At 65.2% G+C, this 25033-nt stretch carries 17 protein-coding genes; 7 read left to right on the forward strand and 10 right to left on the reverse strand.

Going from position 1 to position 25033, the window contains the following annotated elements; all coding sequences use genetic code 11:
- Nucleotides 1-200: 200 nt before the first annotated feature.
- The 5 genes from pilB to NDK18_RS17050 all read left to right on the forward strand — a co-directional run bounded on the left by pilB (nucleotide 201) and on the right by NDK18_RS17050 (nucleotide 5362).
- Nucleotides 201-1928: a type IV-A pilus assembly ATPase PilB gene (gene pilB / locus NDK18_RS17030; protein WP_284692174.1), complete on the forward strand. Its 1728-nt coding sequence runs from the start codon at nucleotides 201-203 to the stop codon at nucleotides 1926-1928.
- A 131-nt stretch (nucleotides 1929-2059) separates the two neighbouring features.
- On the forward strand, nucleotides 2060-3328 hold the full coding sequence (locus NDK18_RS17035; protein WP_284692175.1) for a type II secretion system F family protein: 1269 nt from the start codon (nucleotides 2060-2062) through the stop codon (nucleotides 3326-3328).
- Nucleotides 3329-3407: 79 nt separating this feature from the next.
- Nucleotides 3408-4277 (forward strand): prepilin peptidase, encoded by an 870-nt coding sequence (locus tag NDK18_RS17040; protein WP_250628472.1) that lies wholly within the window; start codon nucleotides 3408-3410, stop codon nucleotides 4275-4277.
- 2 nt (nucleotides 4278-4279) lie between these two features.
- Complete coding sequence (gene coaE, locus NDK18_RS17045) at nucleotides 4280-4897, forward strand: dephospho-CoA kinase (protein WP_250628473.1); 618 nt, start codon at nucleotides 4280-4282, stop codon at nucleotides 4895-4897.
- 84 nt (nucleotides 4898-4981) lie between these two features.
- Nucleotides 4982-5362 carry a hypothetical protein gene (locus tag NDK18_RS17050; RefSeq protein WP_250624080.1) on the forward strand — a complete coding sequence of 127 codons (381 nt, stop codon included), beginning with the start codon at nucleotides 4982-4984 and terminating at the stop codon, nucleotides 5360-5362.
- Here the strand turns inward: NDK18_RS17050 and NDK18_RS17055 are convergent.
- From NDK18_RS17055 to hrpA, 9 genes are all read right to left on the reverse strand, one after another.
- Complete coding sequence (locus tag NDK18_RS17055) at nucleotides 5359-5946, reverse strand: hypothetical protein (RefSeq protein WP_250628474.1); 588 nt, start codon at nucleotides 5944-5946, stop codon at nucleotides 5359-5361. The genes NDK18_RS17050 and NDK18_RS17055 overlap by 4 nt on opposite strands.
- Nucleotides 5947-5951: 5 nt before the next feature.
- The gene (locus NDK18_RS17060) at nucleotides 5952-7148 is read right to left on the reverse strand and encodes a hypothetical protein (protein WP_250628475.1); all 1197 of its coding nucleotides are present in this window, start codon (nucleotides 7146-7148) and stop codon (nucleotides 5952-5954) included.
- A gap of 63 nt (nucleotides 7149-7211) precedes the next feature.
- Nucleotides 7212-7748 carry a tetratricopeptide repeat protein gene (locus NDK18_RS17065; protein WP_250628476.1) on the reverse strand — a complete coding sequence of 179 codons (537 nt, stop codon included), beginning with the start codon at nucleotides 7746-7748 and terminating at the stop codon, nucleotides 7212-7214.
- Between the two features lie 2 nt (nucleotides 7749-7750).
- Nucleotides 7751-10081, reverse strand: coding sequence for a penicillin-binding protein 1B (mrcB, locus tag NDK18_RS17070; protein ID WP_250628477.1), 2331 nt, complete (start codon nucleotides 10079-10081; stop codon nucleotides 7751-7753).
- A gap of 100 nt (nucleotides 10082-10181) precedes the next feature.
- Nucleotides 10182-11066, reverse strand: a complete 885-nt coding sequence (locus NDK18_RS17075) for a glycosyltransferase family 2 protein (protein ID WP_250624084.1) — start codon at nucleotides 11064-11066, stop codon at nucleotides 10182-10184.
- Entirely contained in the window at nucleotides 11063-11899 is an 837-nt protein-coding gene (locus NDK18_RS17080) for an SDR family oxidoreductase (RefSeq protein WP_250628478.1), read from the reverse strand. Before NDK18_RS17080 ends, NDK18_RS17075 begins: the two co-directional genes overlap by 4 nt.
- A 2-nt stretch (nucleotides 11900-11901) precedes the next feature.
- On the reverse strand, nucleotides 11902-13599 hold the full coding sequence (locus NDK18_RS17085) for a tetratricopeptide repeat protein (RefSeq protein ID WP_250628479.1): 1698 nt from the start codon (nucleotides 13597-13599) through the stop codon (nucleotides 11902-11904).
- Nucleotides 13600-13706: 107 nt separating this feature from the next.
- Nucleotides 13707-15791: a bifunctional (p)ppGpp synthetase/guanosine-3',5'-bis(diphosphate) 3'-pyrophosphohydrolase gene (locus NDK18_RS17090; protein WP_250624087.1), complete on the reverse strand. Its 2085-nt coding sequence runs from the start codon at nucleotides 15789-15791 to the stop codon at nucleotides 13707-13709.
- A 19-nt stretch (nucleotides 15792-15810) separates the two neighbouring features.
- Nucleotides 15811-19713, reverse strand: coding sequence for an ATP-dependent RNA helicase HrpA (hrpA, locus tag NDK18_RS17095; protein WP_250628480.1), 3903 nt, complete (start codon nucleotides 19711-19713; stop codon nucleotides 15811-15813).
- A 113-nt stretch (nucleotides 19714-19826) separates the two neighbouring features.
- On the opposite strand from hrpA, the gene NDK18_RS17100 reads away from it, so the two are divergent.
- On the forward strand, nucleotides 19827-20294 hold the full coding sequence (locus NDK18_RS17100) for a Dps family protein (protein ID WP_250624089.1): 468 nt from the start codon (nucleotides 19827-19829) through the stop codon (nucleotides 20292-20294).
- Between the two features lie 2 nt (nucleotides 20295-20296).
- On the opposite strand, the gene NDK18_RS17105 is transcribed toward NDK18_RS17100, so the two are convergent.
- Nucleotides 20297-22195: an LTA synthase family protein gene (locus NDK18_RS17105; RefSeq protein WP_250624090.1), complete on the reverse strand. Its 1899-nt coding sequence runs from the start codon at nucleotides 22193-22195 to the stop codon at nucleotides 20297-20299.
- 191 nt (nucleotides 22196-22386) lie between these two features.
- On the opposite strand from NDK18_RS17105, the gene NDK18_RS17110 reads away from it, so the two are divergent.
- A complete protein-coding gene (locus NDK18_RS17110; RefSeq protein WP_250624091.1) occupies nucleotides 22387-24990 on the forward strand; it encodes a glycosyltransferase family 2 protein in 2604 nt (867 codons plus the stop codon).
- The last annotated feature ends 43 nt before the right edge of the window (nucleotides 24991-25033 follow it).

Raw genomic sequence — 25033 nt, forward strand, 5'->3', positions numbered from 1 at the left:
CGTGCTCCCCTCTGTGAAACCGGATCATAACGTGCCCCCCAGGCCCAATTCACGCCCTCGGTACGCGACTTGCATCCCATCTGCATGGCCGGAAAGCGTCAATAATCCGGCAGAGGGCGGGATGGCCTGCCTAGGGACGTGGCCCAAAGTCATGTTCTGCTGTAGATTCTTAACGTAACTGGGGGCAGGACAGGGATTTTATGGCGTCGCAAATGCTACAGCAGTCGAACCTTGTCGGGCTCACCGGCATGGCACGTCGGCTTGTTTCCGAGGGCGTCGTGCCCGAGGCCGATGTCCGCCAGGCCGTGATGGAGTCAGCCCAGCAAAAGGTTGCGCTCTCGTCCTGGCTGATCGACCGCAACCTCGTTGACAGCCTGAAGCTTACCCAGGTCGCGTCGGCGGAGTTCGGCATGCCCTTGATGGACGTTTCGGCGGTGGCCCCGGCCAACCTGCCGCTGGGCCTGGTCACCGAAGCCCTGATCACCAAACACCAGGCCCTGCCCCTGTTCAAGCGGGGCAAGCGGCTGTTCGTGGGCATCGCCGACCCGATGCAGTCCCACGCCCTGGACGAAATCAAGTTCCACTCCAACCACATGGTGGAGCCGGTACTGGTGGAACGCGGCCAGCTGCGCCGGGTGATCGAAAGCGCCCTGAACGCCCTGAACGCCACCGTCCCCGCCTTCGACGATGCGGGCCTGGACGAACTTGCCCTGGAAGGTGGCGAGGGCGACGAGGAAATGACCGGTGTCGACGCCACGGCTACCGACGACGGTCCGGTGGTGAAGTTCGTCAACAAGATCCTGGTGGATGCCATCAAGCGTGGCGCGTCGGACATCCATTTCGAGCCTTACGAAGCCAACTATCGCGTGCGCCTGCGTATGGACGGCATCCTGCGTCCAGTGGCCGCCCCTCCGGTGAAGCTGGGCAACCGCATCGCCTCGCGCCTGAAGGTGATGAGCGGCCTGGACATCGCCGAGCGCCGTGTGCCACAGGACGGCCGTATCAAGCTGAACCTGTCCAAGACCCGGGCGATCGATTTCCGCGTCAGCACCCTACCCACCCTGTTCGGCGAGAAGATCGTGCTGCGCGTGCTGGATGGGTCCTCCGCGAAGCTGGGCATCGACAAGCTGGGCTACGAGGAAGACCAGAAGAAGCTTTACCTCGACGCTATCGAAAAGCCTTACGGCATGGTGCTGGTCACCGGCCCCACGGGCTCCGGTAAAACGGTATCGCTGTACACCGCACTGAACATCCTCAATATCGACGGCCGCAACATCTCCACCGCGGAAGACCCGGTCGAAATCCGCGTCGAGGGCATCAACCAGGTACAGCAGAACGTCAAGCGCGGCATGACCTTCGCCGTGGCCCTTCGCTCGTTCCTGCGACAGGATCCGGACGTGATCATGGTCGGCGAAATCCGCGACCTGGAAACCGCCGAGATTGCCATCAAGGCGGCGCAGACGGGCCACATGGTGCTTTCCACCCTGCACACCAATGATGCCCCGCAGACCATCGCCCGACTGATGAACATGGGCATCGCGCCCTACAACATCACCTCATCGGTCACCCTGATCATCGCCCAGCGCCTGGCGCGGCGCCTGCACGATTGCAAGAAGCCCCAGGCCCTGCCCCCGAAAACACTGCTGGACGCTGGCTTCACCCAGGCGGATATCGACGCCGGCCTGGAAATCTACGAGCCCGTGGGCTGTGACCGCTGCAACGATGGCTACAAGGGGCGCGTAGGCATCTATCAGGTGATGCCGATGACCGAGGAGATCCAGGCCATCGTGCTCAACGGCGGCAACGCCATGCAGATCGCCGAAGTGGCCAAACGCACCGGCATCAACGACCTGCGCGCTTCGGCCCTGAAGAAGGTCAAGGACGGCATGACCAGTCTGGCCGAGATCGACCGCGTGACTAAAGATTGACGGCCGCCAGCCGACCTAAAAAGTGTGCGCTGGCTTACACTTGGCGCCGTAAACTTACGTACAATGGCCCAGCTTGCCCTCCCACGAGGGGAAGGGGTTGAAACAATGATGTTTCCAGGGGGAGTTGGGCCATGGCTACTGTAACTGCCATCAATAAGAATGCGCGGGCCATCGGCACTGCGCGCGCCAGCGTCGGCGCCCTGATCATGTACGACTGGACAGCCCTGGACAAGCGCGGCAAGCGCATGAAGGGCGAAATGCAGTCCAAGAACGCGGCGCTGGTCAAGGCCGAGCTCCGCCGCCAGGGCATGAACCCGCAGACGGTGCGCGAGAAGTCCAAGCCCCTCTTCGGCGCCGCCGGCAAGGCCGTCAAGCCCCGCGAAGTTGCCATCTTCAGCCGCCAGATCGCCACCATGATGGCCGCCGGCATCCCGATGGTGCAATCGTTCGACATTATCGCCAACGGCCAGAAGAACCCCAGGATGAAGAACATCCTGATCGACGTGAAGCAGGCTATCGAGGGCGGCTCGTCACTTAACGAAGCCCTGGCCCTTCATCCGGTGCAGTTCGATGAGCTTTATCGCAACCTGGTGCAGGCGGGCGAATCTGCCGGTGTGCTCGATACGGTGCTTGATACGGTGGCAACGTATAAGGAGCGCACGGAGAGCATTAAGTCAAAAATCAAGAAGGCCCTCTTCTATCCAATCATGATCTTGTGCGTGGCATTGATTGTATCGATGATCCTCTTGCTGTTCGTCGTTCCCGTATTCGAAGACACCTTCAAGAACGCTGGCGCCGAACTGCCAGCTCCGACGCAGATCGTCGTTTCCGCATCGAAATTCATGCAGAGCTATTGGTGGATAATCATAGCCTTCATCGTCGGTGGCGTCGTCTTTCTCGTGCAAGCAAAGAAACGCTCAGTGAAATTCGCACATGCGTTGGATCGCATGTCGCTGAAGATCCCCGTCATCGGCAACATCCTTCGCCAGTCCGCCATCGCCCGTTTCGCCCGCACCCTGGGCGTCACCTTCCGCGCCGGCGTACCCCTGGTCGAAGCACTCGATGCTGTCTCGGGCGCCACCGGTAGCGTCGTCTACGGAGCAGCCGTCAAACTCATGCGCGACGACATCGCCGTCGGCCATCAGCTTCAGATGGCAATGAATCAGACGGGCCTCTTCCCCTCCATGGTGGTTCAGATGACCGCCATCGGCGAAGAATCCGGCTCGCTCGACAACATGCTATTCAAGGTCGCCGAGTTCTACGAAGAAGAAGTGAGCAACGCGGTAGACACCCTGGCTAGCCTCCTCGAGCCCATGATCATGGTGATCCTCGGCGTACTGGTCGGCGGCATGGTGATTTCGCTCTACCTGCCCATCTTCAAACTGGCCGGCACCATCTGATCGCCATGCACGGGCCAGCCGGTTCCCGGTTGGCCCGTGCTGCGGCTACCCTTCCCGTTTCAATTCACGGCTGCCCTGCGTGACCGAACTCCCGCTCACCCTCTGGATCGCCATTGCCGGCGTGCTCGGCCTCCTGGTCGGCAGCTTCCTCAATGTGGTGATCCTGCGCATTCCCGAGCGCATGGCCGCGTCGTGGCGCATGGAGGCGCGGGAGATCCTGGAGCTTCCCGCCGTCGACGAGCCCGCGCCCCCGGGCATCGTGCGCGAGCCGTCGCACTGCCCGCACTGCAAGCATCCGCTGGCCTGGGACGACAACATCCCGCTGTTGGGCTGGCTGGCCCTGCGCGGGCGCTGCCGCTATTGCAAGGTGTCCATTTCCATCCAGTACCCACTGGTGGAGGCCATTACCAGCATCACCTCAGCGGTGGTGGTGTGGCATTTCGGACCCACCATGGCGGCCGTTTCGGCGCTGGTACTCACCTGGTTCCTGGTGGCGATGTCGGGCATCGATGCCCGCACGCAGCTCCTGCCCGACCAGATGAACTATCCGCTGCTCTGGCTGGGCCTGGCCCTCACCCTGGTGCCTGCCTGGCAACCGGTGGCCGTGTCGCCCGCCAGCGCCATCGTCGGCGCCCTGATCGGGTACTTGAGCCTGTGGTCCATCTACTGGCTGTTCAAGCTCACCACCGGCAAGGAAGGCATGGGCCACGGCGACTTCAAGCTGCTGGCCGCCCTGGGTGCATGGATGGGGCCGGTGGCCCTGCTGCCCATCGTGCTGCTGTCCTCGGTGGTGGGGGCCATCATCGGCGGCGGTTTGATCCTGCTGGCCCGCCGCGGCCGCGAGGTGCCCATGCCGTTCGGTCCCTATATCGCCATCGCCGGCTGGGTTTGGCTGGTGGCCGGGGATAAACTCCTTGCCGGTTACATGAGTTTCGCCGGGCTGCACTAGCCATGCTGGAAGGCCATTACGTGGTGGGATTGACCGGTGGCGTCGCCGCCGGCAAGAGTGCCGTGGAGCGCCGCTTCACGACCTTGGGCATCGGCGTGCACGATGCCGACCGCGCGGCGCGCGCGGTGGTGGAACCCGGCACGGAGGGTCTTGCCGAAATTGCCTCGGCCTTCGGCCCCGACGTACTCGACACTAGCGGCGCCCTGAACCGCGCCGCCATGCGCCGGCGCATCTTCGAAGACCCTTCGGCCCGCAAGCGCCTGGAAGCCATCGTGCATCCCCGCGTACGCCAGTGGACGATGACCCACGTGCGCGCCGATAACGGTCCCTATTGCATCGTGGCCGTGCCCCTGCTGGTGGAGAACCTCGAGCACTACGCGTGGCTCGACCGCATCCTGGTGGTGGACGCCTCGGTGGACACCCAACTGGCGCGGCTCACTCAGCGTGACGGCATCGACAACGCCCTCGCCCGCCGCATGGTGGCCAACCAGTCCACGCGTGAAGAACGTCTCTCCATCGCAACCGACGTCATCCATAACGATGGCCCCGAAGACGCCCTGGACGATGCCGTGAAGAACCTTCACGAGCAGTTCCTCTCCCTCGCCAGCCACCACGGCTGAACAGCGAGGATTACACCATTCGGCAGACTGCCCGGTTCATCCGGGCGGGAGTAGATTCAGGCCATATCCCAATGGATGCGCACCATGCGTCGATTGCTGTTGGTCCTCGCCACCTGCCTGATCACCGCCACCGCCGCCCACGCAGAAGGCATCGTGCTACAGGCCTCGGCGATCCACTGGTCGGTGGTGGTGCGCGACGAGGGCAGCACGATGCCCGTCCTGCTGAAATGGGGCAGCGGATCGTACAACGCCCGAGGCAGCGTGCAGCGGGGCGATGACGGCCTTAGTCTTCACGGCTCGCTGAAGATCAGCGGTCGCGAGAAACCGATCGACATCCGGGTGGTGCGCCACGGTTGCTTCGTCGCCGGCCAGTCCCACCAGTGGGACGTCTACATCACGGTAGAGGGTGAGACGACCTTCGAGCCGGGTTGCGGCGACTATCGCGAGACCAGGGCTCAACGCTAACCGCCAACCCCGGTCCGGCTCTCGAACACCGCCAGGATATAACTGTCGATGACCTGGGCTTCCGGGTCGCCGAATTCCCTGCGCGCGATTTGCCGGCCGAGGTAATCCACCAGTTCCTTGCGCGCCTGGGCATCGTGGGCCGCACGTTCCCTCACACTTTCGTATCGCCCAGTGACCACGGCGAGACTGTCGATCTGCGCCGGTACCGGATGGGACTGCGCCCTTTGCCTGCGCTCGAACATGGCCGGTGCCGGGTCAAGAGCATTCGTGCGAGCGCCTCGAATAACACGACGATGGCGCGAGAAGTAAACAAGGCAGCCTGCAACGGCGAGCAACGCCACAATGACACCGCCGTCGAGGATCCTGCCATCGGCGTCGTACAGTCCCTGCCAAGCCACGTATGCCGCGAATCCGCCGAACACCAACGCGCCGACAAGGCAGACACTCACCCAGATGAACGTCCACGCCATCTCGTGCGCGTGGCGCTCTCGCACCCGGTCGAGATAAAGCATCAACACTAACGCCAACGCAATACCGAAGACCGGGGCGACGATCTCAAAAGCCAGGCGGATGGATGGTGACATGGGACTTAAGTCCGACATGACCCGAGGCCAGCCCATGGTAGCTTCAAGGCACCGGGATGCAACTGCATGCACACGCTCGCCCCAACTTGGTTGGCATCGTAGGTAACCCTGGATACCGAGAGATGCTCGCCGTTGGTACGCGGCCCCCACGGCGCAAGGTCGAGGTAGTAATGCGTGTACTTGCCGCGCGTGATCGAATGGTTGATCACTGCGGTTTCATACCGCGTGGACGGCGCCGTATCCAGCATCACGTCGGCCACCAGAGCTGCCGAAAATCCATAGCCGCAGCCAAGGACCAACGCGCAGGCCAACCGCAAGCCGGCGCTGCCGTTTTCCTGCCGGCTTGCGGCCATGGTTGCCATCGCGAGCAATACAGCTGGAATCGTCGCCCACGGCCACACACCGACTTTCTCGAGTACATCCAGGTCGAGGCCAATGATGAACAACGCGATCACCGGAAACAGCAGCGCAGTGGCAACCGTGGGACGCGGATCGTCCTTACCCACCCCCAGCCGAAGCAGCTTGGGATTCATCGCCACCGCCGCAAGCGCTATCCAGGGAAACGCGGCAAGGATCGCCACGCACCACCCCTGGTATTCACTGTTGAAGCGCGATACGAAGTAGACCATCACCGCACCGATCTGCAGTCCCGTAGCTAGCGCGCGGCTGCGTTTGAGGGCCGCTAGCCGGCTCTCCGCGTCGACACCCAGGCTGGTATCGGCTTTGACCTTCTCGAGGAAAGCAGCCTGGGCTATTTCCGCCTGGTCGGGAATGTCTCCGAGCCACGTCCCGACCCGGGCACGCTTGAACAGCTCCAGCGGCACCGAGAAAGGACGGCCGTCGCGCACATCGAACCGCACGTAGCTTTTGATCGCAGAGCGGCCGGTGATGTCCTGGCGTCGCACATTGCGCGCTCCGAACACCGTGGACAACGTTGCTTCCCGCTCGCCCAGGATCAACTTCATCGTCGCCGAGCGCACGGTGACAGCTGCCGCGATCAAGAAAAACACAACCATAAAGCCCACGACAATAACCGGCACGTGGCTCCTCGCAGCCATGCCCGCGATGAACAAGGAAGCGATCAGCACAAGCGTGCCGAAGAGCCAGGAAACGATGCGCGACGCCGCGCTGATGGGAAACGTCGCTGGGTAGCTTGTCCGCGCACCGATGTCGGCGCGCGGTGCGTCATTGGCCTGGCTCATGGTTACTCCCCTGTTAGGGGGAATTATGCCCACGCGATGCCGCGCGGTGAACCCGGCAGGTATTTACATCCGGACAGGACCCGACTGGTGACATTTGGCCAGCTCCTGGCGCGCATTGACGGCGCCAGCTTCATCCTGTGCCTGCAGCCGCATCTCCACCACCGTCTGCCAGTTTCGTGCACACAGGCTGCCGAGCTTCGGGCCGATGTCGAACGAATGGCGGGCGAGTTTCTCCGCGTCCTTGTAGTCGCGCTGGCGGACATAGATCTCGGCACGATCCTGCAGCAGGTCGGGAGCGTCACCGGCGATTTTCAGGGCTGAATCGAGCTTGGCGCCAGCGGCGTCGTACTGCTGCGCTCGCTCATCGGCGGAAGCGCCATCCTGCAGGCCGGTCACGCCGGGATCGCGCAGCGGGGCCACTTCGATGGCCGACTTGTCGCGCTCACCGGCAGCGCGGATCTGCGCCACGATGTCGTAAGTCGGCGGCGGAGCCTTGGTCGACTGGTTGGACGGGGGGCTGGGCTGGGTACAGGCAGCGAGCGCAAGTACGGCGATCGTGGCCCCAACGCGGGGCAAACGTACGGCAAAAGCTCGAAACATGGTCAATCCGTAATGGGGGCAGTAGAGGATGGGGCGGGCGTATTGCCGTCGCCGCTGCCAAACATACCTCTGAACTGCTGCCAGAAGCATCCCTCTTCCTGTTCAGGTTGGTAGCCAGCGGCAAACGGGAGCTGGCGGGCACCCTGGCAACTGGGGTCGGTACGCTTGCCAGTGGCCGGGTCGATCCAGCCCAGTTCCAGGCCTTCGGCCAGGTTGGTCGTCAGTGGGCGGGTGGGTAATTTGCGGAAGAGTTCGCTCCACACCTTCAGGCTGCCGGTGGCGCCGTACAGGCCTGTCGGCTTGTTGTCGTCGCGGCCCATCCACACCACGGCCAGGTGCTCGCCGGTGAAGCCTGCGAACCAGCTGTCACGCTGGCTATCGGAAGTGCCGGTTTTGCCGGCTGCGTGAAGCCAGCTCAGGCTCGACTCGCCGATAGCACGCGCGGTGCCGCGGGTGACCACCTGCTGCATGGCCCACGTCACCAGGCGCGCGGCCGACTGGTATTCACCGTTGCCGGGTTTCACCTCATACCGCTTGATCGTCTTTCCCTGGGCGTCCAGCACCCCGCGCACGGCGATCAGCGGCAGGGCGTGGCCATCGGCGGCAATGTACTGGTACAGCTGGGCCACCTGGAAGGGCGAAAGATCCACCGCGCCCAGCAGCAGCGACGGACTGGGATTGACATTCTCAAGGCCAAACGATTCTAAGAACGCCTTGATGCGCGGCACGCCCACTTCGAGCCCCATGTGCACCGTGGCCAGGTTCCATGAATTGGCCAGCGCATCGACCATCGGCACCTGACCGTGGATTTCGTGGTCGTCGTTCTTCGGCGTCCACATCGTGCCATCGGGCTGGCGGATGTTCACCGGCGTGTCGTCCAGCGTGCTGCCCAACGACCAGCGCTGCGGGTCGGACAACGCCACCAGGTACACGAAGGGCTTCACCAGCGAACCGATCGGCCGGCGTGCATCCAGCGCACGGTTGAAGCCCTGGTCGCCCGGATCGCGGCTGCCGACCACGGCCAGCACGCTGCCGGTGGACACGTCCGTCACTACCGCGGCACCCTGCGCCGCCGCGCCACGCTTGCCCAGGCTGTTCAAGGTGGAGAGCAGCGACTGCTCGGTATAGAGCTGGGCGGCGGGATCGAGCGTGGTGAAGATCGACAGGCTGCCCTCGCGCAGGGCGCTCTCGTCGAAGTCGGCGGTGATCTGCGTGCGCACCAGCTGCATGAACGCCGGGAAACGGTTGTGCGGCAACTGTGCATTGGTGGCCAGCCCCAACGGCGCGGATTGCGCGGCAAGGAAGGCGGCATCGTTAAGCAAACCCGTATCGCGGAACTGCTGCAACACCAGGTTGCGGCGGGCGATGGCGCGATCGGGGAACCGACGCGGGTCGTAATAGCTCGGCCCTTTTACCAGGCCCACCAGAAGAGCGATCTCCTGCGGGCGGAGGTCTTCCATGCGGCGGCCAAAATAGAACTCCGCGCCCGCGGCAAATCCATGCACCGCCTGGTCGCCCTGCTGGCCCAGGAACACTTCGTTGATGTAAGCCTCGAGGATGCGGCTCTTGTCGTAGTGCATTTCGATCAGCACCGACAGGATCGCTTCGTTGAGCTTGCGCATCATGTTCTGGCTGCGGTCCAGAAACAGGTTGCGCACCAGCTGCTGGGTCAGCGTGGAACCACCCTGCACCGTATGGCCGGCGCGCAAGTTGGCAAACGAGGCGCGCAGGATGGCGGAGAAATCCAGGCCAAAGTGATGCTTGAAGTCGCGGTCTTCCACCGCCTGCAAGCCGCCGATCAAGAGCGGCGGCACATCGCCCAGGCGCACGATGCGGCGCTCCTCGGCCTGTGCGCCGTACAGGGTGGCGATACGTGCAGGATCCAGATGGGTGCCGTCCAGCGGCTTGCCGGTGCCCATGTCGGTGATCGAATCCACCTGGCCTTGCGACAGCACCAGGCGGATGCGGTGGGCGATCTCGCCGCCATCAGGTCCCGCGTAGCCGCGCGAGGCGATGACATAGGTCGAACCGTTGCGGGCGAACGTGCCCGGCACCTGGCCCTTGCCGTCGTTGGAGTACCCGGCGAAGGTAAGTTCCAGCTCCAGCGCCGCCGGCTTCATCGCGGTGTCCCGGGCCAGCGGAAGCGGCCGCGCGTACACGCGCGTGGGCACGGCGAACACCAGGTCGTTGAATTGCTCCTGCACGCGGGAATTGAGCACTAGCGTGTAGGGCAGCAGGAAGCCGAAGATCAGGCCCAGCACGATGTAGACAGGAATGCGGATCCAGGGCCAGATCGCGCGAAACAGGGCGCCAAGTCGGGAAAAGAAAGCCAAGGGAGGATGTTCCTCTTTCAATACACCGGCCGATCATAGGGGTGACATGCCGGCAGGGATCTGAACGAATGATGGCTGCCCGGTGGCGTGCGCGGGTATTTCACCCGGGCGGACACGCCGCGGTGCGCCCATGGATGCCATCGGCCAGACCCTTGAGCATGGCGCGCATGTTGCGCCAGCGCGGCCCCACCAACAGCGCGAAAATCAGGAATTTCACCGGCAGTCGCAGGAGGTCCTGCGCCACCCACGTGCGGGGCACGTGGGGCATCCGGTACAACAACACGCGATTGCGCATGATGTAGTACAGCCTTGTGGGACCATGCACCACCACGCGGCCCAGGCCCATCACGCTGCTGCGCCCGTCGCCCAGGTGATGGCCCATGCGCGCACCGGGCACCCCCAGCAGAACGTAGCCGGCGGCACGCGCACGGCATGACCATTCCAGGTCGACATTGTCGATGAATAGCGTGGTGTCCATCTCGCCCACAGTGTCGAGCACGGCCAGCGGTATCAACGACCCGGAGCTGATAAGAAAGTCGCAAGGCACCGGCGCGCCGTGTTCCGCGGTGATCTTCTGGTTCAGTGGAAATCCGAACCGGACGAAGGGCGCGACATGTTTTTCGCGGGCATCCTGGAACACCGGGCCCACCGCTGCGATGGGGGCTTCGGCGCTTCCTTCGTCAAGCACGTGGATCAGCGACTGCACCATGCCGGGTTTGGGTTCGCTGTCCTGGTCGAGCAGCAGCACGGTGTCGAATCCACCCGCGCGCGCAAATGCGATGCCCGTATTGAAGCCCGCGGCAAGTCCGGCATTCACAGGCTGCGGGAGCAGAGTGACACCTTCGCGCGCGGCCAATCGCGTGCCGCCGTTGTCCACCACTACCAGGTGCGCCACCTGCGGCACCACCGCATTGACCAGGCGTTGCAGCATGTCGGCGTCCGGATGCCAGGTAACGACGATGGCGCAGACACGGCGACCGCTCACGAAGGCATCCAACAGGCGCCGTCGGCCAGGAACGACCGTGGTCGGACACCCAGCAGGCGCAGCAATGGCTCGTTGTCGGCGATCAGGTCGACATCCAGCCGGGAAATCGGACCGCGCGCGCGCGGGATGGCGGCAGCGGCAAGCCCCAGCAGCCATCGCGGCACGGGCAAGGGCAAGGTGGCCACGGCAAGACTGCGGCGCACGCGCGCGAACATCTCGCCACTGGACAGCCGCTCACCACCACCGATCGGAATCACCTGGCCCGCGGCCATCGGTGTATCCAGGGCCGCGGTGGTGGCGCAGGCTATGTCGTCGGCGTGCACCGGCTGGCGCAGGCCGCGTCCGGACGGCAACGGGAACACATGGGCGCGCATGGCACCACGCGCGATGGGCGACAGGCTTCTGTCGATGCCCGCGCCATACACCAGCGTGGGACGAAGAACCGTCCAGGCAATCCTACGCGCCTCGCAAGTGGCCGCCAGCGCCGCCTCGCCATCACGCAGGCTGCGGGCCATCTCGCGCTCGGCAGCATCCAGGGATTCGATCTTGCTCTCCGCACTCATCGAGCTGGTGCAGACCACGCGGGTGACACCGGGAGCGGCGCCGCTGGCAAGCCACGGCGCCAACGCAACGATGGGGCCGTAGCAGACCACGGCATCCGCGTTCGCGGCATCGGGCATGTGATCGGGCAACGCTCCGCGCTGCCACGTCAGGCCGTCGGCATCGGCGTGTTGCGCGCGACTCACGGCCACCACCTCATCGCCGCGCGCACGAAGGCGCGGCAACAAGAACCGTCCAATCTGGCTGGACGCACCCAGGACAAGGATCTTCATGCTCAGCGGCCGGACTGCAACCGGGCATAGGCATCGGGAAGGCGTGCGTCGTCGGGATTGAGCCGACGGGCGGCGTCGAGCGATTGCCGGGCACCCTCACGGTCGCCTGCGTTGCCACGCTGTTGCGCCTGGTCCACCAGGGCACTGGCCAGGCGCTGCCGCAGGCCTGCCTGCCCAGGCTCGCCCGGGGCGAGATCGGCCATGGTGTCGAGCAATTCATTGGCATGTCGCAGATTGCCGTTGGACATGGCCGTCTCGAACTGCTTCTGCACCACGCCCGGCAAAGATTGCAGGCCGCTGCGGGCGTCCGCATCGTTGCCATCGATGGCCAGGGCATTGCGGTAAAGGTCGTAAGCGCAGTCGGCCGGCGGCGTCATGATGTCGCCCCTGGCCGTGGCGGCACGCGCCCGGCGCACGAGGTCGACCACCTGGGCCTTTTGCTCAGGCGTAACGGACAGCTGGGCCTGCGCGGTATCGTCGCTGCTGGCAGCATCGTTGGCGACGGCGGCAGCGGCCGCATGGCCACCGCCCAGGCGGCCGCGCGCTGCGGCGAGGTCCGCGGATTTGGGAGCCAACGTCGCTGCCTGGTCCAGCAGCTTCCGCGCCTGCTCGGTGTCGCCGGCATCCTGCGACGCGCTGGCCTGCACGATAAGCGCCTGGGCCACCTGGCCAAGGCCGGCCTTCGCCTGTGCGTTGTCCGGATCAACCGCAAGCACGGCCTTATAGCGTGCAAGGGCGTTGTCGTCGCCGTCACCGGCTACCTTGCCCGAGCGCAGGTTATCGGCGGCCTGGCTGAGCAATCCGGAGGTGGCCTGGTCGTCCTGCTTGCGTGTTTCGGCCAGCGAGGCACGCAGGGAAGGAAGGTCGCCGTAGTTAGGCACGACGGCGGCGAGGCGCTCGACGATGCCGCTGGCCGTTGTGCGATCGTTGGCGGCGATGGCCTGGCGGGCCTGGGCCGCCAGCGCGTCGCCAACCTTGTCCAGGCCGCGCGCGGCCACGGCGTTGTTCGGGTCGCCGTCGAGCACCTTGCGGTACAGCGCACCGGCGCCATCGGGGCCGTCAAACTTGCCGGCGTCGAGCGCCGCCTGGGCCTGGTCCACCAGCGACCCCTGCTGGGCACTGGGGTTGCGCGCGCGGCTGATCTGCTGGCGAAGGCGCTCGATGTCACTGCCACCGCCCAGGAGCTCGTTGGCAGCATTGGTGGCCGCATCGGCTTCGTCCACGTTGCCGGCGGTCAGGGCGGCGTCGGCGCGGGCGACCTCGGCCTGACCGACCTTGCGCAGGCCATCCCGGGCACGATCGTTATCGGGTTCGGCGGACTGCACCTTTTCGTACAACTCACGGGCACTGTCGCCATTGCTGCCGTCGAGCTTGCCGGCGGCCAGGGCCTGGTCGGCCAGGGTGAGGGTGTCGTTGAGCTCAGTGGCGGGAAGCATGCCGCGCAGGCGGTCCTGCTGCAGGTAAACCAGGGTCCCAGCGCCGATCACCAGCAGCAGCACGAGCGGCAGTAGCCACCCTCGCTTGCGCCGGCGCGGCGGCGGGCCGCCCGCATATGGCCGGCGCTCGGGCGCTTCCACGCGGAAATGCGGCAATCCATCGTCGGGCGCCGGGGCCGGACCCGGGCTGTCGAGGTTGTCCAGGCTGCCCAGGACGGGGTCGGTGCGGCCACGCCGGCCATCTTTGGAGTCGCGGCCGCTCATCGCTGGGGGGTCTCGTTCATTCCGGAAAGCTTAACACCCGGGCCCATGGCAGCTCTGGGGCGCCGAGGGGCCATTTAACGGGCGGATAGGGAGGCAAGCCTGGGTATTTACCCCAACCGGCGCGCGTCCGTCACGTTGGCAAGCGCGCCCAATCGGCCGAGCAAGGTCGAGAGTTGCTCGTAGTCCCGCACCCGGAGGGTGAAGCGCATCTCCACCTCGGCGGTGCGCGTGTGCACCCGGCTGGACGAGGCCACGATATGCGGCCCGGTGTTGCTGATGGTGTTGGTGACGTCCTTCTGCAGGCCCTTGCGGTCGTAGCCGCGCAGTTCGATGTCCACCACGTAGGCCTGGACGTCCACCTTGCCCCAGTTCACCTCGATCACCCGTTCCGGTTGCTTGCGGGCGAGTGTCGCCAGGCTGGCGCAATCGGCGCGGTGCACCGACACGCCGCGTCCGCGGGTGATGAAGCCCTTCACCGGGTCGCCGGGCAGCGGCTGGCAGCAGCGCGCCAGGGTGGTGAGTAAGTTGCCCACGCCGTCGATGCTGAGCGCGCCGCGGTCGTGCTGGGCGGGGCGCGATGCTACCGGCGCGGTCGATTGGGTAACGTCTGGCTCCGGCGCGCGTTCCTGCAGGGCACGCGCCACCTGGCCGGTGGTGACTTCGCCCAGCGCCAGCGCCACCAGAAATTCTTCGTGGGTCTTGAAGTTGAAGTGCGACGGCAGTTTGCCGATGTCGGCATCAGGCAGTGCAAGCCGGCGCAATTCCCGTTCCAGCATCGCGCGGCCGGCCACGAGGTTCGCGTCATGGGCGCTGCGGCGGAACCACGCGCGCGCTTTTTCACGGCCGCGGGAGGTATGCAGGTAACCGTGGTGGACGGACAGCCAGTCGCGGCTCGGCTCGGACACCTTCGCCGTGAGGATCTCGATACGGTCGCCGCTGCGGGGCTGGAAGGTCAACGGCACGATGCGCCCGTTGACCTTCGCGCCACGGCAACGGTGCCCGACTTCCGTGTGGATGTGGTACGCGAAATCGAGCACGGTGGCGCCGTGCGGCATGTCGATCACTTCGCCCTTCGGCGTAAGCGCGTACACCCGGTCTTCCATCAGCTCGGTCTGGAAGCCGGCAGCCAGTTCCGCGTCGTCTTCGCCGCGTGGCTCGATCAGTTTGCGCATCCAGGCGATCTTCGCCTCGAACTCGGCGTCGGCGCCGCCGCCTTCCTTGTAGCGCCAATGCGCGGCCACGCCCAACTCGTTGGCGCGGTGCATGTCGTGGGTGCGGATCTGTACTTCGAGCGTTTTTCCCTGCGGGCCGATTACCGCCGTGTGCAGGGAGCGGTAACCGTTGCCCTTCGGACGCGCCACGTAGTCGTCGAATTCCCCGGGCAGATGCGGCCACAGCGAATGGACGATGCCCAGCGCCGCGTAGCAGTCGGCCACGTCGTCCACCAGCACACGGACGGCGCGGATGTCGTAGAGGTCGGAGAACTCCAGGTGCTTGCGGTGCATCTTCTTCCAGATCGAGAAGATGTGCTTCGGGCGCCCGGCAAGCTCGGCATGGATGCCGGCCTTGTTGAGCGCCGTACCCAGTTCCGACAAGCTTTGCGCGATGAACGTCTCGCGGTCGCCACGGCGCTCGTCCAGCAGCTTGGCGATGCGGCGATAGGTTTCAGGTTCCAGGTAGCGGAACGAGAGGTCTTCCAGTTCCCACTTCAGCTGCCAGATGCCCAGTCGGTTGGCCAGCGGCGCATGGATATCGCGGGTGAGCTGGGCCAGCGCGTGGCGCTCGTCTTCGTCCATGGCCATGGCGGCGCGCATGCGGGCCAGCTGCCGGGCCAACAGCACGAACACCACGCGCAGGTCGCGGATGATCGCCAGCAGCAGGCGGCGCAGGCCTTCGGTGGCTGCGCCGGGACGCTGGGCGTGCAGCACCCAGACCGTCTCCGCCGCCAGCTGGCCTTCGACCAGGCGGCGCAAGGTGGGCGGCAGCGCCGCGGAGGCGGCATCCCAGGCGGCGCGGTCGTGCACGGCCACGGCGAACCAGCAGGCGGCGGCGCAGGTTTCCTCGTCGCAGCCCAGTTGAAGCAGCAGTTCGCAGACGGCTTCGCATTCCCCGCGCAACGGCCCGGGCAGCGGCGCGAGCGCAGCCCTTGCCGCCTCGAGCAATGCATCGCCTTTTTTTATCGTGCCGGCCATGGGCTTGAGCTTGCCACGATCATGCCCTGCCCTGCGCGGCTTCCAGCGCACGGGCCAACCGCTTGGCGGAAACGGGCTCGGCCGTGCGTACTTCCTGGGCGAACAGCGACACGCGCCATTCCTCGATCAGCCAGCGCAGTTCCTGCCATGCCGGGGTATCCGCGCCGGCGCCGGCATTGAGCAGCGCGCGCCAGTAAGGAAGGACCTGCAGCATGCGCTGCTGGTCTTTGGTGGGGTCCTGGCGCAGGCGTTCGGCGCGCAGGCGCATGGCCTTCAGGTAGCGTGGCAGCTGGGCCAGGCGATGGGCGCTCCATTCGCGCAGGAAGCCCGGCGGCAACATCGCGTCGAGCTGCTCGCGAAGGTCGTCGTAGCTGGCGCGCGCAAAGCCCATCAGCGGTGGTTGCAGCCAGGGCCGCAGGTCCGCCTGGGCCTCGATCACCGGCTCGGCAAGTTTTTGCCGGTCCATGGCGGCCTTGAAGATGTCCCGCGCGAAGGCTGTGTGCAGTGCCTCGAAGGCCTCGCGGGTGCGCGCATTGAGGTCCGATGCCTCGACGAGGTCGGTGAATCCGCCCTCGACCAGGTCCTCGCGAAGCGACTCCACGCTGCCGAGTGTGGCGTATTTCAGGCCCAGCGCATTGCCTACCGGCATTTGCCGGCGTGCCCGCTTGATCTCGTTGGACACCGCCTCGCGCAACAACCGCTCGACGCCGCCGACGTGTGCTGCGCGCGCCTCGTCGCCGCGTTCGAACACGCGTAGTGCCACGGCTTCGCCCAGGTCCACCAGGGCCGGGAAGGCCATCAGGCCCGCATCGGACTTCACGCGATCGGGAATTTCGTCGAAGTCCCACGCGGAGACGTCTTCGCGGGTCAGTTCAAGGTCGGTCTTGCGTGAGAATGCTTCGCGGGCACGGCCTTCCCACTGGGCGCGCAGGCCCGCAAGGTCACGCCCTTCGGCCAGCATCTTGCTGTGATCGTCGAGCAGGCGGAAGCGCATCTTCAGGTGCGCGGGCAAGTCGATGCCGTCGAATGCCGCCGCGTCGATATCCACGCCCGTCGTGCGCTTCAGGAACGATGCCAGCACACGCGGCAGGGATTCGTCGCGCGGCGCCTCGGCCTCGACGAATGCCCGTGCGAAATCCGGCGCGGGCACGAAGTTGCGACGGAGCGCCTTCGGCAGGCCCCGGATCAGTTCGGCCACTTTGTCGGTAAGCAACCCTGGCACCAGCCATTCGCAACGCGCCTCGGACACGGCGTTGAGGAACGCCAGGGGCAATTGCAGGGTCACGCCGTCAGCAGGGTCGCCAGGAACGAAGCGGTATTCCAGCCGACAAGCATGCGGGCCTACCGCCATGGAGGTGGGGAAGGCTTTTGCATCCAGCCCCGCGCCGCCGACCATGATGTCGTCGAGGGACCAACGCAACGACGCCTGCACGGCTGGGGGCGCCTTGCGGAACCAGGCATCGAGCGCGCGGACATCAGTGATATCCACCGGCAGCTTGCCATCGAAGAAAGCGACCAGGTCGTCCTCGCTACGCAGCAGGCCAGCGCGCCGCTGCTTGGCCTCGATCTCATGCGCCTGCTCGAGCACGCGCGCATTGGCGCGGACGAAATCGCTGCGGCTGTCGATGTCGCAGCGCGCCAGTGCCTCGCGGACGAAGATCGCATGCGCCAGCGCCGGATCCTGCAGGCGGAACGTCACGGGGCGTTTTTCCACCAGCACCAGGCCGAACAGGCTCACCTGCTCGTAGGCCACCACGTGGCCGCGCTTGCGCAACCAGTGCGCGTCGCGCCAGCTCAACCGCAACAGATGGGCTGCGTGTTTTTCGATCCAAGACGGCTCGATGCGCGCGTTGTTCATGCCCCAGACGCGGCCGCCCAGATCCAATACCTGCGCGGCGAACACCCACGCCGGCGGCGCCTTGGCTACCGTGGAGCCGGGAAACAGGGTGAAACGGCGCTCGCGCGTGCCGCGGTACTGGCCCTTTTCATCCTTATGGCCCACCTGGGTGGGCAGGCCCGACAACAGGCTGCCGTGCACCGCGGCGTAGGCATCGGCGTCGTCGCCCTGGTTCGTTGCCTTGGCCGGCGCCGTGTCGAGGCTCCACTTCAACTCCTGCACCACCAGCAACAGTTGCCGGTGCAGTTCGCGCCACTCGCGCATGCGCATGAAGGAAAGGAAGTTCCGCGAACACCAGTCCCGCAACTTGCTTTGCGTCAGGTCCTGGTGGGCGGTTTGGTACGCCGTCCAGAGCTTCAGCACCGTGGTGAAGTCCGAACGCGGATCTGCGAACTGCGCGTGGGCGGCATCGGCCTGGCCACGCGCATCGGCAGGACGCTCACGCGGATCCTGGATGGACAGGAACGACACGATCGCCAGCACGTCGCGCAGGGCGCCGAGCGTGTTGGCTTCCACCAGCATGCGCGCCAGCTGCACGTCGATGGGCAGGCGCGCCAGGGTGCGGCCGATCGCGCTGAGCTTGCGGTCGTCGTCGATGGCACCGATTTCCGCCAGGCGGCGATAACCGTCGGAGACCACGCGCGGGTCGGGCGCCTCCAGGAATGGGAACGCCTCTACATCGCCCAGTTCCAGCGACAGCATGCGCAGGATCACGTTGGCCAGCGACGAGCGGAGCAGCTCGGGGTCCGTGTAGGGTGCCCGGGATTCGAAATCTGCCTCGTCGTACAGGCGATAACAGATGCCCGGTCCCAGGCGGCCGCAGCGGCCCTTGCGCTGGTTGGCCGCGGCTTGCGAAATCGGCTCCACGTGCAGCCGCTCGATCTGGCTGCGCTGGCTGTAGCGCTTGACGCGCGCGGTACCGGAATCCACCACATAGCGGATGCGCGGCACGGTAAGCGAGGTTTCGGCCACGTTGGTCGCAAGCACGATGCGCCGGCGGTTGCCTGGACGGAACACCGCGTCCTGGTCGGCGGCAGACAGTCGGGCATACAGCGGCACCACTTCGGTTTCCCGGTACTGGCGCCGCGACAACAGCAGGTGGGCATCGCGGATCTCGCGTTCACCGGGCAGGAACACCAGCACGTCGCCGCGCGGATCGGTGCGGGTGATTTCGTCCACCGCGTCGGCGATCTGCCCGGCCTGGGTGGTCTCGCCGCGGTCCGGTGGCGGGCGATAGTGCACTTCCACGGGGTAGGCCCGGCCTTCCACCGCGATCACCGGCGCGCCGTCGAAATGCTCGGCGAAGCGTGCGGTATCGATGGTGGCGGAGGTGACGATGATCTTCAGCTCCGGCCGCCGCACGGCCAGGCGCTTCAGGTACCCCAGCAGGAAATCGATATTGAGGCTGCGCTCGTGGGCTTCATCGATGATGATCGTGTCGTAGGCCGACAGGAACCGGTCCGACTGTGTCTCAGCCAGCAGGATGCCGTCGGTCATGAACTTCACCAGCGTGTGCTCACCCACCTGCTCGTTGAAGCGCACCTGGAAACCGACCTTGTCGCCCACTTGCGTGCCCAGTTCCTCGGCCACGCGCCGGGCTACCGAGCGGGCAGCCAGCCGGCGGGGCTGGGTGCAGCCGATCAGGCCGGCCTCGCCACGGCCAGCGGCCAGGCACAGCTTGGGCAGCTGCGTGGTCTTGCCCGAACCTGTTTCGCCGGCGATCACCACCACCTGGTGCTCGCGGATGAGCCGGGTGATTTCCTCCGCCCGCGCCGTGATCGGAAGGGTTTCGTCCAGGCGGATGACCGGTTTGGACGCCGCTCGCGTGGCCCGCCGGGCTGTGGAGGCCTCGATTTCCCGGGCAAGGGCGTCCAGGCGCGCATCGTCCGCGCCTTTTTGTTTCAGGCTGGCGATGCGGCCGAGCAGGCGGCCGACATCGCGGCTGCTGGCGCCGGACACGGCGGCACGCAGCTCGCGCAGGCGGGCCGGTTCCGGTGAGGGGGGGCGCGAAGGTCGGGAAGGCATGAGACCGCCAATGATAGCCGGTCGCTATCAGTGGGATCGGAAGCATTCATTTCCAAGCGACATACGGGTTGGCTATCCTCGAAAGCCTGGCAAACCCACGAAAGGCATTGAAGATGGCCATCGACATCGGCATCCCCAAGAAAAACCGCGAGGACATCGCCAAGCATCTTTCCAAGCTGCTGGCCGATACCTACTCGCTCTACCTGAAAACCCACAGCTTCCACTGGAATGTCACCGGTCCCCAGTTCAATTCGCTGCACGCCATGTTCGAGGTGCAGTACAACGAACTGTGGCTGGCCGCCGACGAAGTGGCCGAACGCATCCGCACCCTGGATGTGGTCGCCCCGGGCTCCTACAGCAAGTTCGCCAAGCTCACCTCGATCAAGGAAGAGCCCGACGTGCCCGAATGGAAAGACATGGTGGCCCAGCTGGTGGAAGGGCATGAGATTGCCGCCGCCACCGCGCGGGACTCCATCAAGGCCGCCGATGCCGGCGGCGACGAGGGCACCGCGGACATGGTGACCGGCCGCCTGAAGGAACACGAGAAGACTGCCTGGATGCTCCGCTCGCTGCTGAAGTAGGTTCAGGGGCCAGTCGCGGCCTTCGCAGGCAATGTGTACCGCAGTTCCTTGTAAGCCCAGCTCGGCCACAACGCAGTGGCCAGCGCCTCCTTCGCCAGTGCCGGATCGACCGGTGCTGGCGTAAGGGTGGATTTCCCGTCGTAGGTAAAAGCCTGGGCGGCCTTGCGCGGTTCGTACACGATGAGCTGGTTGCCCTTCAGGTAACCGAAGTTGTCGCCGTACTGCATGATCGCCCGGTCGGGATCGCGAACGGTGAGGTCGGCGCCGGGCATCGGATGGTCGCTGGTGATGCCCATCAGCGACAGCAGGGTGGGCGCCATGTCCACCTGGCTGACGATGCGCTGATCGTGCTTCACCGGCACCTGCCCGCCCAGGATCAACGCCGGGATGTGGAAATGTTCCACCGGCACCAGGCTCGCCCCGAACACGCGGGCATCATGGTCGGCCACGATCAGGAAGACGGTGTTCTTCCAGTACGGCGACTGCTTTGCCTGCTCGAAGAATTTGCCGATGGCGTAGTCGGCATAGCGAACGGTGTTGTCCACGCTGGCAGGCTCGCCCACCGGGGTGATGCGGCCGGAAGGGTATTGCCACGGCGTATGGTTGGACACGCTGAAGGCCAGCGTGAAGTTCCGGCTGTCGCCGTCGGCCATCAAGCGCTTGTGCAGTTCGTTGAACATGTCTTCGTCGGACGCACCCCACGAACCCACGAACACCGGATTGTTGAATGACGCGCGATCCACCACTTCATTGAAGCCGTTGCCGAGGAAGAACCCGCGCATATTGTCGAAATGGGCCTCGCCGCCGTAGATGAAGCGCGAGTGGTAGCCCTGCTGGCCCAGCAGCGCGGCGATGGTGAAGAAATCCCGCTGCGACCGCGGCTGCTTGAGCACGGCCTCGGCGGGGGTGGGCAGGAAGCCGGTGGTGATCGCCTCCAGGCCCCGTACCGATCGCGTGCCGGTGGCGTAGGCCCGGTCGAACATCCAGCCCTGGCTGCCCAGTGCATCGAGGTGGGGCGTGAGGTCGCGGCCACCCAGGCTGCCGACGAACTGCGCGCCCAGGCTCTCCTGCATGATGATCACCAGGTTCAGCGGGTGGGCGCGCTGCACGCTGGCCACCTGCCGGTGCAGGCTCGGATAGCGCGGGTCCTGCGGCGGCCCGGCGAGCCCGATGCTACGGCGAAATTCCTCGTTCATGGCATCGAGCGCCATGTGCGGGTACAGCTCCGCCGACGACCGCTCGCTGCGCAAGGCATCGATGGCGTTGGCCACGTTGTAGAGCGAGCTCAGCGGCAGCGTATTGACCATGCTGTCGCTGCTGAAGGCCACCGTGGCCTCGTTGATCGGCCGGTGTTCCAGGGTGCCGCGGGCGGCAAGGAAACAGACGGCGAAGATCACCAGGCACGCAATCGGCCGCGCCACCCAACCCAGGCGGCGGTCGGCCGGCCGCGTGGCCAGCAGGCCGAAACCGAACCAGCCCAGCAGGATCAGCACCAGCAGCGAGCAGGCCACGACCATTTTATAGCCGTGCCACAGCATCGAGCCCACTTCCACCGGGTTCACCAGGTATTCCACGAACAGGCGGTTGGGCCGGGTGTCGTACTCGACGATGAATTGCGGCGTAGCCACTTCCAGCAGCACCAATAGCAGCCAGGCCAGCCGCAACCACCACGCGGTGATGCGGGTGGGCCACGGCCGATGGCCCAGCCAGGGCGACAGCACCGCCGGAACGGCCACGATCATGGCCAGGAAGCTCACATCGATGCGCAGGCCGCCGAACATCACCGGCCACAGGCCGCCAGCGTCATGGACGCGGCTGAACTGCCAGAGGGACAGCCCCAGGCGGCTTAAGGTGAGAAGCACGAAGGCGGCCACGACGAACCGCAAGACAAGGCGACGCATGCCCGGCTCCAAGTAAAATTTATGCAAAGTCTAGCGGACGTTGGATGCGGGCCGCCGCCAAAGCCTGAAGATGTCACACTTAAGGCTCCGCTGACTGGCCTACGCTCCATACGTTGAGCCATCCGGCGGGCTTGGTTAAGCTCGCTAGATTATTCACGTCCATCTGGGGGCCAGACGGTCCGGGGAATGTTTTGAGCGCACCTGCACCGACCGAACGACGCCCTTCCCTGGTAGTGGCACTCTTCCTGGCCCTGCTGGTGGCCGGGGTAAACTTCGGCCTGTGGTTCCTGGGCAACATGCCGCACGGTCCGGAAGACTGGCACGGCCAGATCAGTGGTTTCGGCTTTACCGCCTACCAGCGTTATCAAAATCCCATCCGCGGGGATGTCGCCACCGACGCCGACGTCGACGCCGACCTGAAACTGGTCAAGAAGTATTCACCGCGCATCCGCACCTACTCGATGCTGGAGAATCCCCAGACATTCCGCCTGGCCCAGGCCAACGGCATGGACGTGCTGGCCGGCGCGCTGATCGACCGCCGCCTCAACAACAACGAGCGCGAACTTGCCGCGCTGATCGCCCAGGCCCAGCGCTACCCCAAGACCATCACCCGGGCCATCGTGGGCAACGAAGTGCTGCTGACGAGCCAGCTCAAGCCCGAGCAGCTGATGGCCTACCTCGACCGGGCCCGGGCCGCGCTGCATCAACCGGTGTCCACCGCCGAGCCTTGGCATATCTGGGAGCGCTACCCGGAGCTGGTCAAGCACGTGGATTTCATCACCGTGCATCTCTTCCCATTCTGGGAAGGCCAGCCGATCGACCGCGGCCTGGCGCTGAAGGACACGCTCGACCGCTACAACGAGTTGAAGCGGCTTTACCCGAACAAGCCCATCGTGGTGGGCGAAATCGGCTGGCCGTCCAACGGCGACCGCTTCAAGTATGCCAAGCCCAGCGTATCCAACCAGGCGATCTTCCTGCGCGAGTGGTTGAACACGGCCCGCGCGCAGCATATCGACTACTACATGCTCGAAGCCTTCGACCAGCCGTGGAAGGAAAACTTGGGCGAAGGCCGCACGGGTGCGTACTGGGGCCTGTTCAACGCCGACCGCCAACAGAAATTCCCCTTCACCGGACCGATCACGGAAGACACCTCCTGGCCCTGGAAGGCACTGGCCTCCTCGCTGCTGGCATTCCTCCCGATGGCGGCGTTCGCCCGCCGCTTCGCTCGCTTCAAGCTGATGGGCCGGCTGTTCTTCCTGCTGCTGATGCAGATGGCCTGTGGCCTGATCGTCTGGTCGGCCACCCTACCCTTCAATTTCTACCTGAGCCCCTTCGATTGGTCGATGCTGGTGCTGCTGTTCCCGGCGCAGGTGGCGATTCTTGCCATCCTGCTGATCAACGGCTTCGAGTTCACCGAAGTGCTTTGGCGGCGCAAGTGGCAGCGCGAGGCCGGCATGCTCACGCCCGATCCGCCCGAGCGGCAACCCTTCGTCTCCATCCACCTGGCCTGCTACAACGAGCCGCCGGAAATGGTGATGCTCACCCTCGATTCCCTGGTGGCGCTTGATTACGCCAATTTCGAAGTGCTGGTGATCGACAACAACACCAAGAACCCGGATGTCTGGAAGCCGGTGCAGGAATACTGCGAGAAGCTCGGCGAGCGGTTCCGCTTCTTCCATCTGGAACCTTGGCCCGGCTACAAGGCCGGCGCGCTGAACTTCGGCCTGACCGAAACCGACCCGCGCGCCGATGTAGTAGCCGTGATCGACGCCGACTACGCGGTTCGCGCCGACTGGCTGTCCAGCCTTACCGGCTACTTCCACGATCCGAAGGTGGCCGTGGTGCAGTGCCCGCAGGCCCACCGCGAGTTCGAGAACAACACGTTCCGCCGCATGACCGCATGGGAATACGACGGCTTCTTCCGCATCGGCATGCACCACCGCAACGAGCGCAACGCCATCATCCAGCACGGCACCATGACCATGGTGCGGCGCTCGGCGCTCGAAGGCACCGGCGGCTGGTCGGAATGGACGATCTGCGAGGATGCCGAGCTTGGCCTGCGTTTGATGCATGCCGGCTACGAGCTGGTCTATGTGGACGAACTGATGGGCAAGGGCCTTACCCCTGCCGACTTCAAGGCCTATAAGAGCCAGCGCTACCGCTGGGCTTTCGGCGCCATGCAGATCCTCAAGGGGCGCTGGCACTGGATGACCCGTCGTGGACCACTCTCGGCCGGCCAGCGTTTCCATTTCCTCACCGGATGGTTCAGCTGGTTCGCCGATGCGCTGCACCTGGTGTTCACCCTGATGGCCATTTTCTGGACGGCAGGCATGGTCGCCTTCCCGCAGTATTTCAACCTGCCGATGCAGTTGTTCCTGATCCCGGTGATCGGTTTCTTCTTCGCCAAGGCAATTTTCGGCTTCGCGCTTTACCGCGCGCGCGTGCCCTGCGGCTGGCGCGACACCCTGATGGCGTCGCTGGCCAGCATGAGCCTTTCCCATGCCATCGCCCGCGGCATCATCCACGGCCTGACACGCAAGAAGACCGCGTTCATCGTTACCGCGAAGAGCCGCCGCCTGGGCGAATCCAGCTTCGCCGCGTTCACTCCCGTGCGCGAGGAAATGCTCATGGTGTTCGGCCTGGCCCTGGCCGTGACCGGCATGGCCAAGGCCTTCGGCACGTCATACCTTGAGAGCATCCTGTGGATGTTCATCCTCTCTGCATCTTCCATCCCTTATGTTTCAGCCACCGTTGGTGCATGGATCGCGCACAAGTCGGGCGATGCTGCAGGCTGAGATTTATGGCATGTGAGATTTATTGCATGGAATAAGGCAGGCG

Origin of the sequence: Pinirhizobacter soli (assembly GCF_015905305.1) — a bacterium.
In the GTDB taxonomy this organism is placed as follows: Bacteria; Pseudomonadota; Gammaproteobacteria; order Xanthomonadales; family Rhodanobacteraceae; genus Pinirhizobacter; species Pinirhizobacter soli.

What these genes read in the sequence shown, in the direction of transcription:
- pilB (WP_284692174.1), top strand. Translation starts at nt 201, where the DNA reads ATGGCGTCGCAAATGCTACAGCAGTCGAACCTTGTCGGGCTCACCGGC.
- NDK18_RS17035 (WP_284692175.1), top strand. Translation starts at nt 2,060, where the DNA reads ATGGCTACTGTAACTGCCATCAATAAGAATGCGCGGGCCATCGGCACT.
- coaE (WP_250628473.1), top strand. Translation starts at nt 4,280, where the DNA reads ATGCTGGAAGGCCATTACGTGGTGGGATTGACCGGTGGCGTCGCCGCC.
- NDK18_RS17050 (WP_250624080.1), top strand. Translation starts at nt 4,982, where the DNA reads ATGCGTCGATTGCTGTTGGTCCTCGCCACCTGCCTGATCACCGCCACC.
- NDK18_RS17055 (WP_250628474.1), bottom strand. Translation starts at nt 5,946, where the DNA reads ATGTCACCATCCATCCGCCTGGCTTTTGAGATCGTCGCCCCGGTCTTC.
- NDK18_RS17060 (WP_250628475.1), bottom strand. Translation starts at nt 7,148, where the DNA reads ATGAGCCAGGCCAATGACGCACCGCGCGCCGACATCGGTGCGCGGACA.
- NDK18_RS17065 (WP_250628476.1), bottom strand. Translation starts at nt 7,748, where the DNA reads ATGTTTCGAGCTTTTGCCGTACGTTTGCCCCGCGTTGGGGCCACGATC.
- NDK18_RS17080 (WP_250628478.1), bottom strand. Translation starts at nt 11,899, where the DNA reads ATGAAGATCCTTGTCCTGGGTGCGTCCAGCCAGATTGGACGGTTCTTG.
- NDK18_RS17085 (WP_250628479.1), bottom strand. Translation starts at nt 13,599, where the DNA reads ATGAGCGGCCGCGACTCCAAAGATGGCCGGCGTGGCCGCACCGACCCC.
- NDK18_RS17090 (WP_250624087.1), bottom strand. Translation starts at nt 15,791, where the DNA reads ATGGCCGGCACGATAAAAAAAGGCGATGCATTGCTCGAGGCGGCAAGG.
- hrpA (WP_250628480.1), bottom strand. Translation starts at nt 19,713, where the DNA reads ATGCCTTCCCGACCTTCGCGCCCCCCCTCACCGGAACCGGCCCGCCTG.
- NDK18_RS17100 (WP_250624089.1), top strand. Translation starts at nt 19,827, where the DNA reads ATGGCCATCGACATCGGCATCCCCAAGAAAAACCGCGAGGACATCGCC.
- NDK18_RS17105 (WP_250624090.1), bottom strand. Translation starts at nt 22,195, where the DNA reads ATGCGTCGCCTTGTCTTGCGGTTCGTCGTGGCCGCCTTCGTGCTTCTC.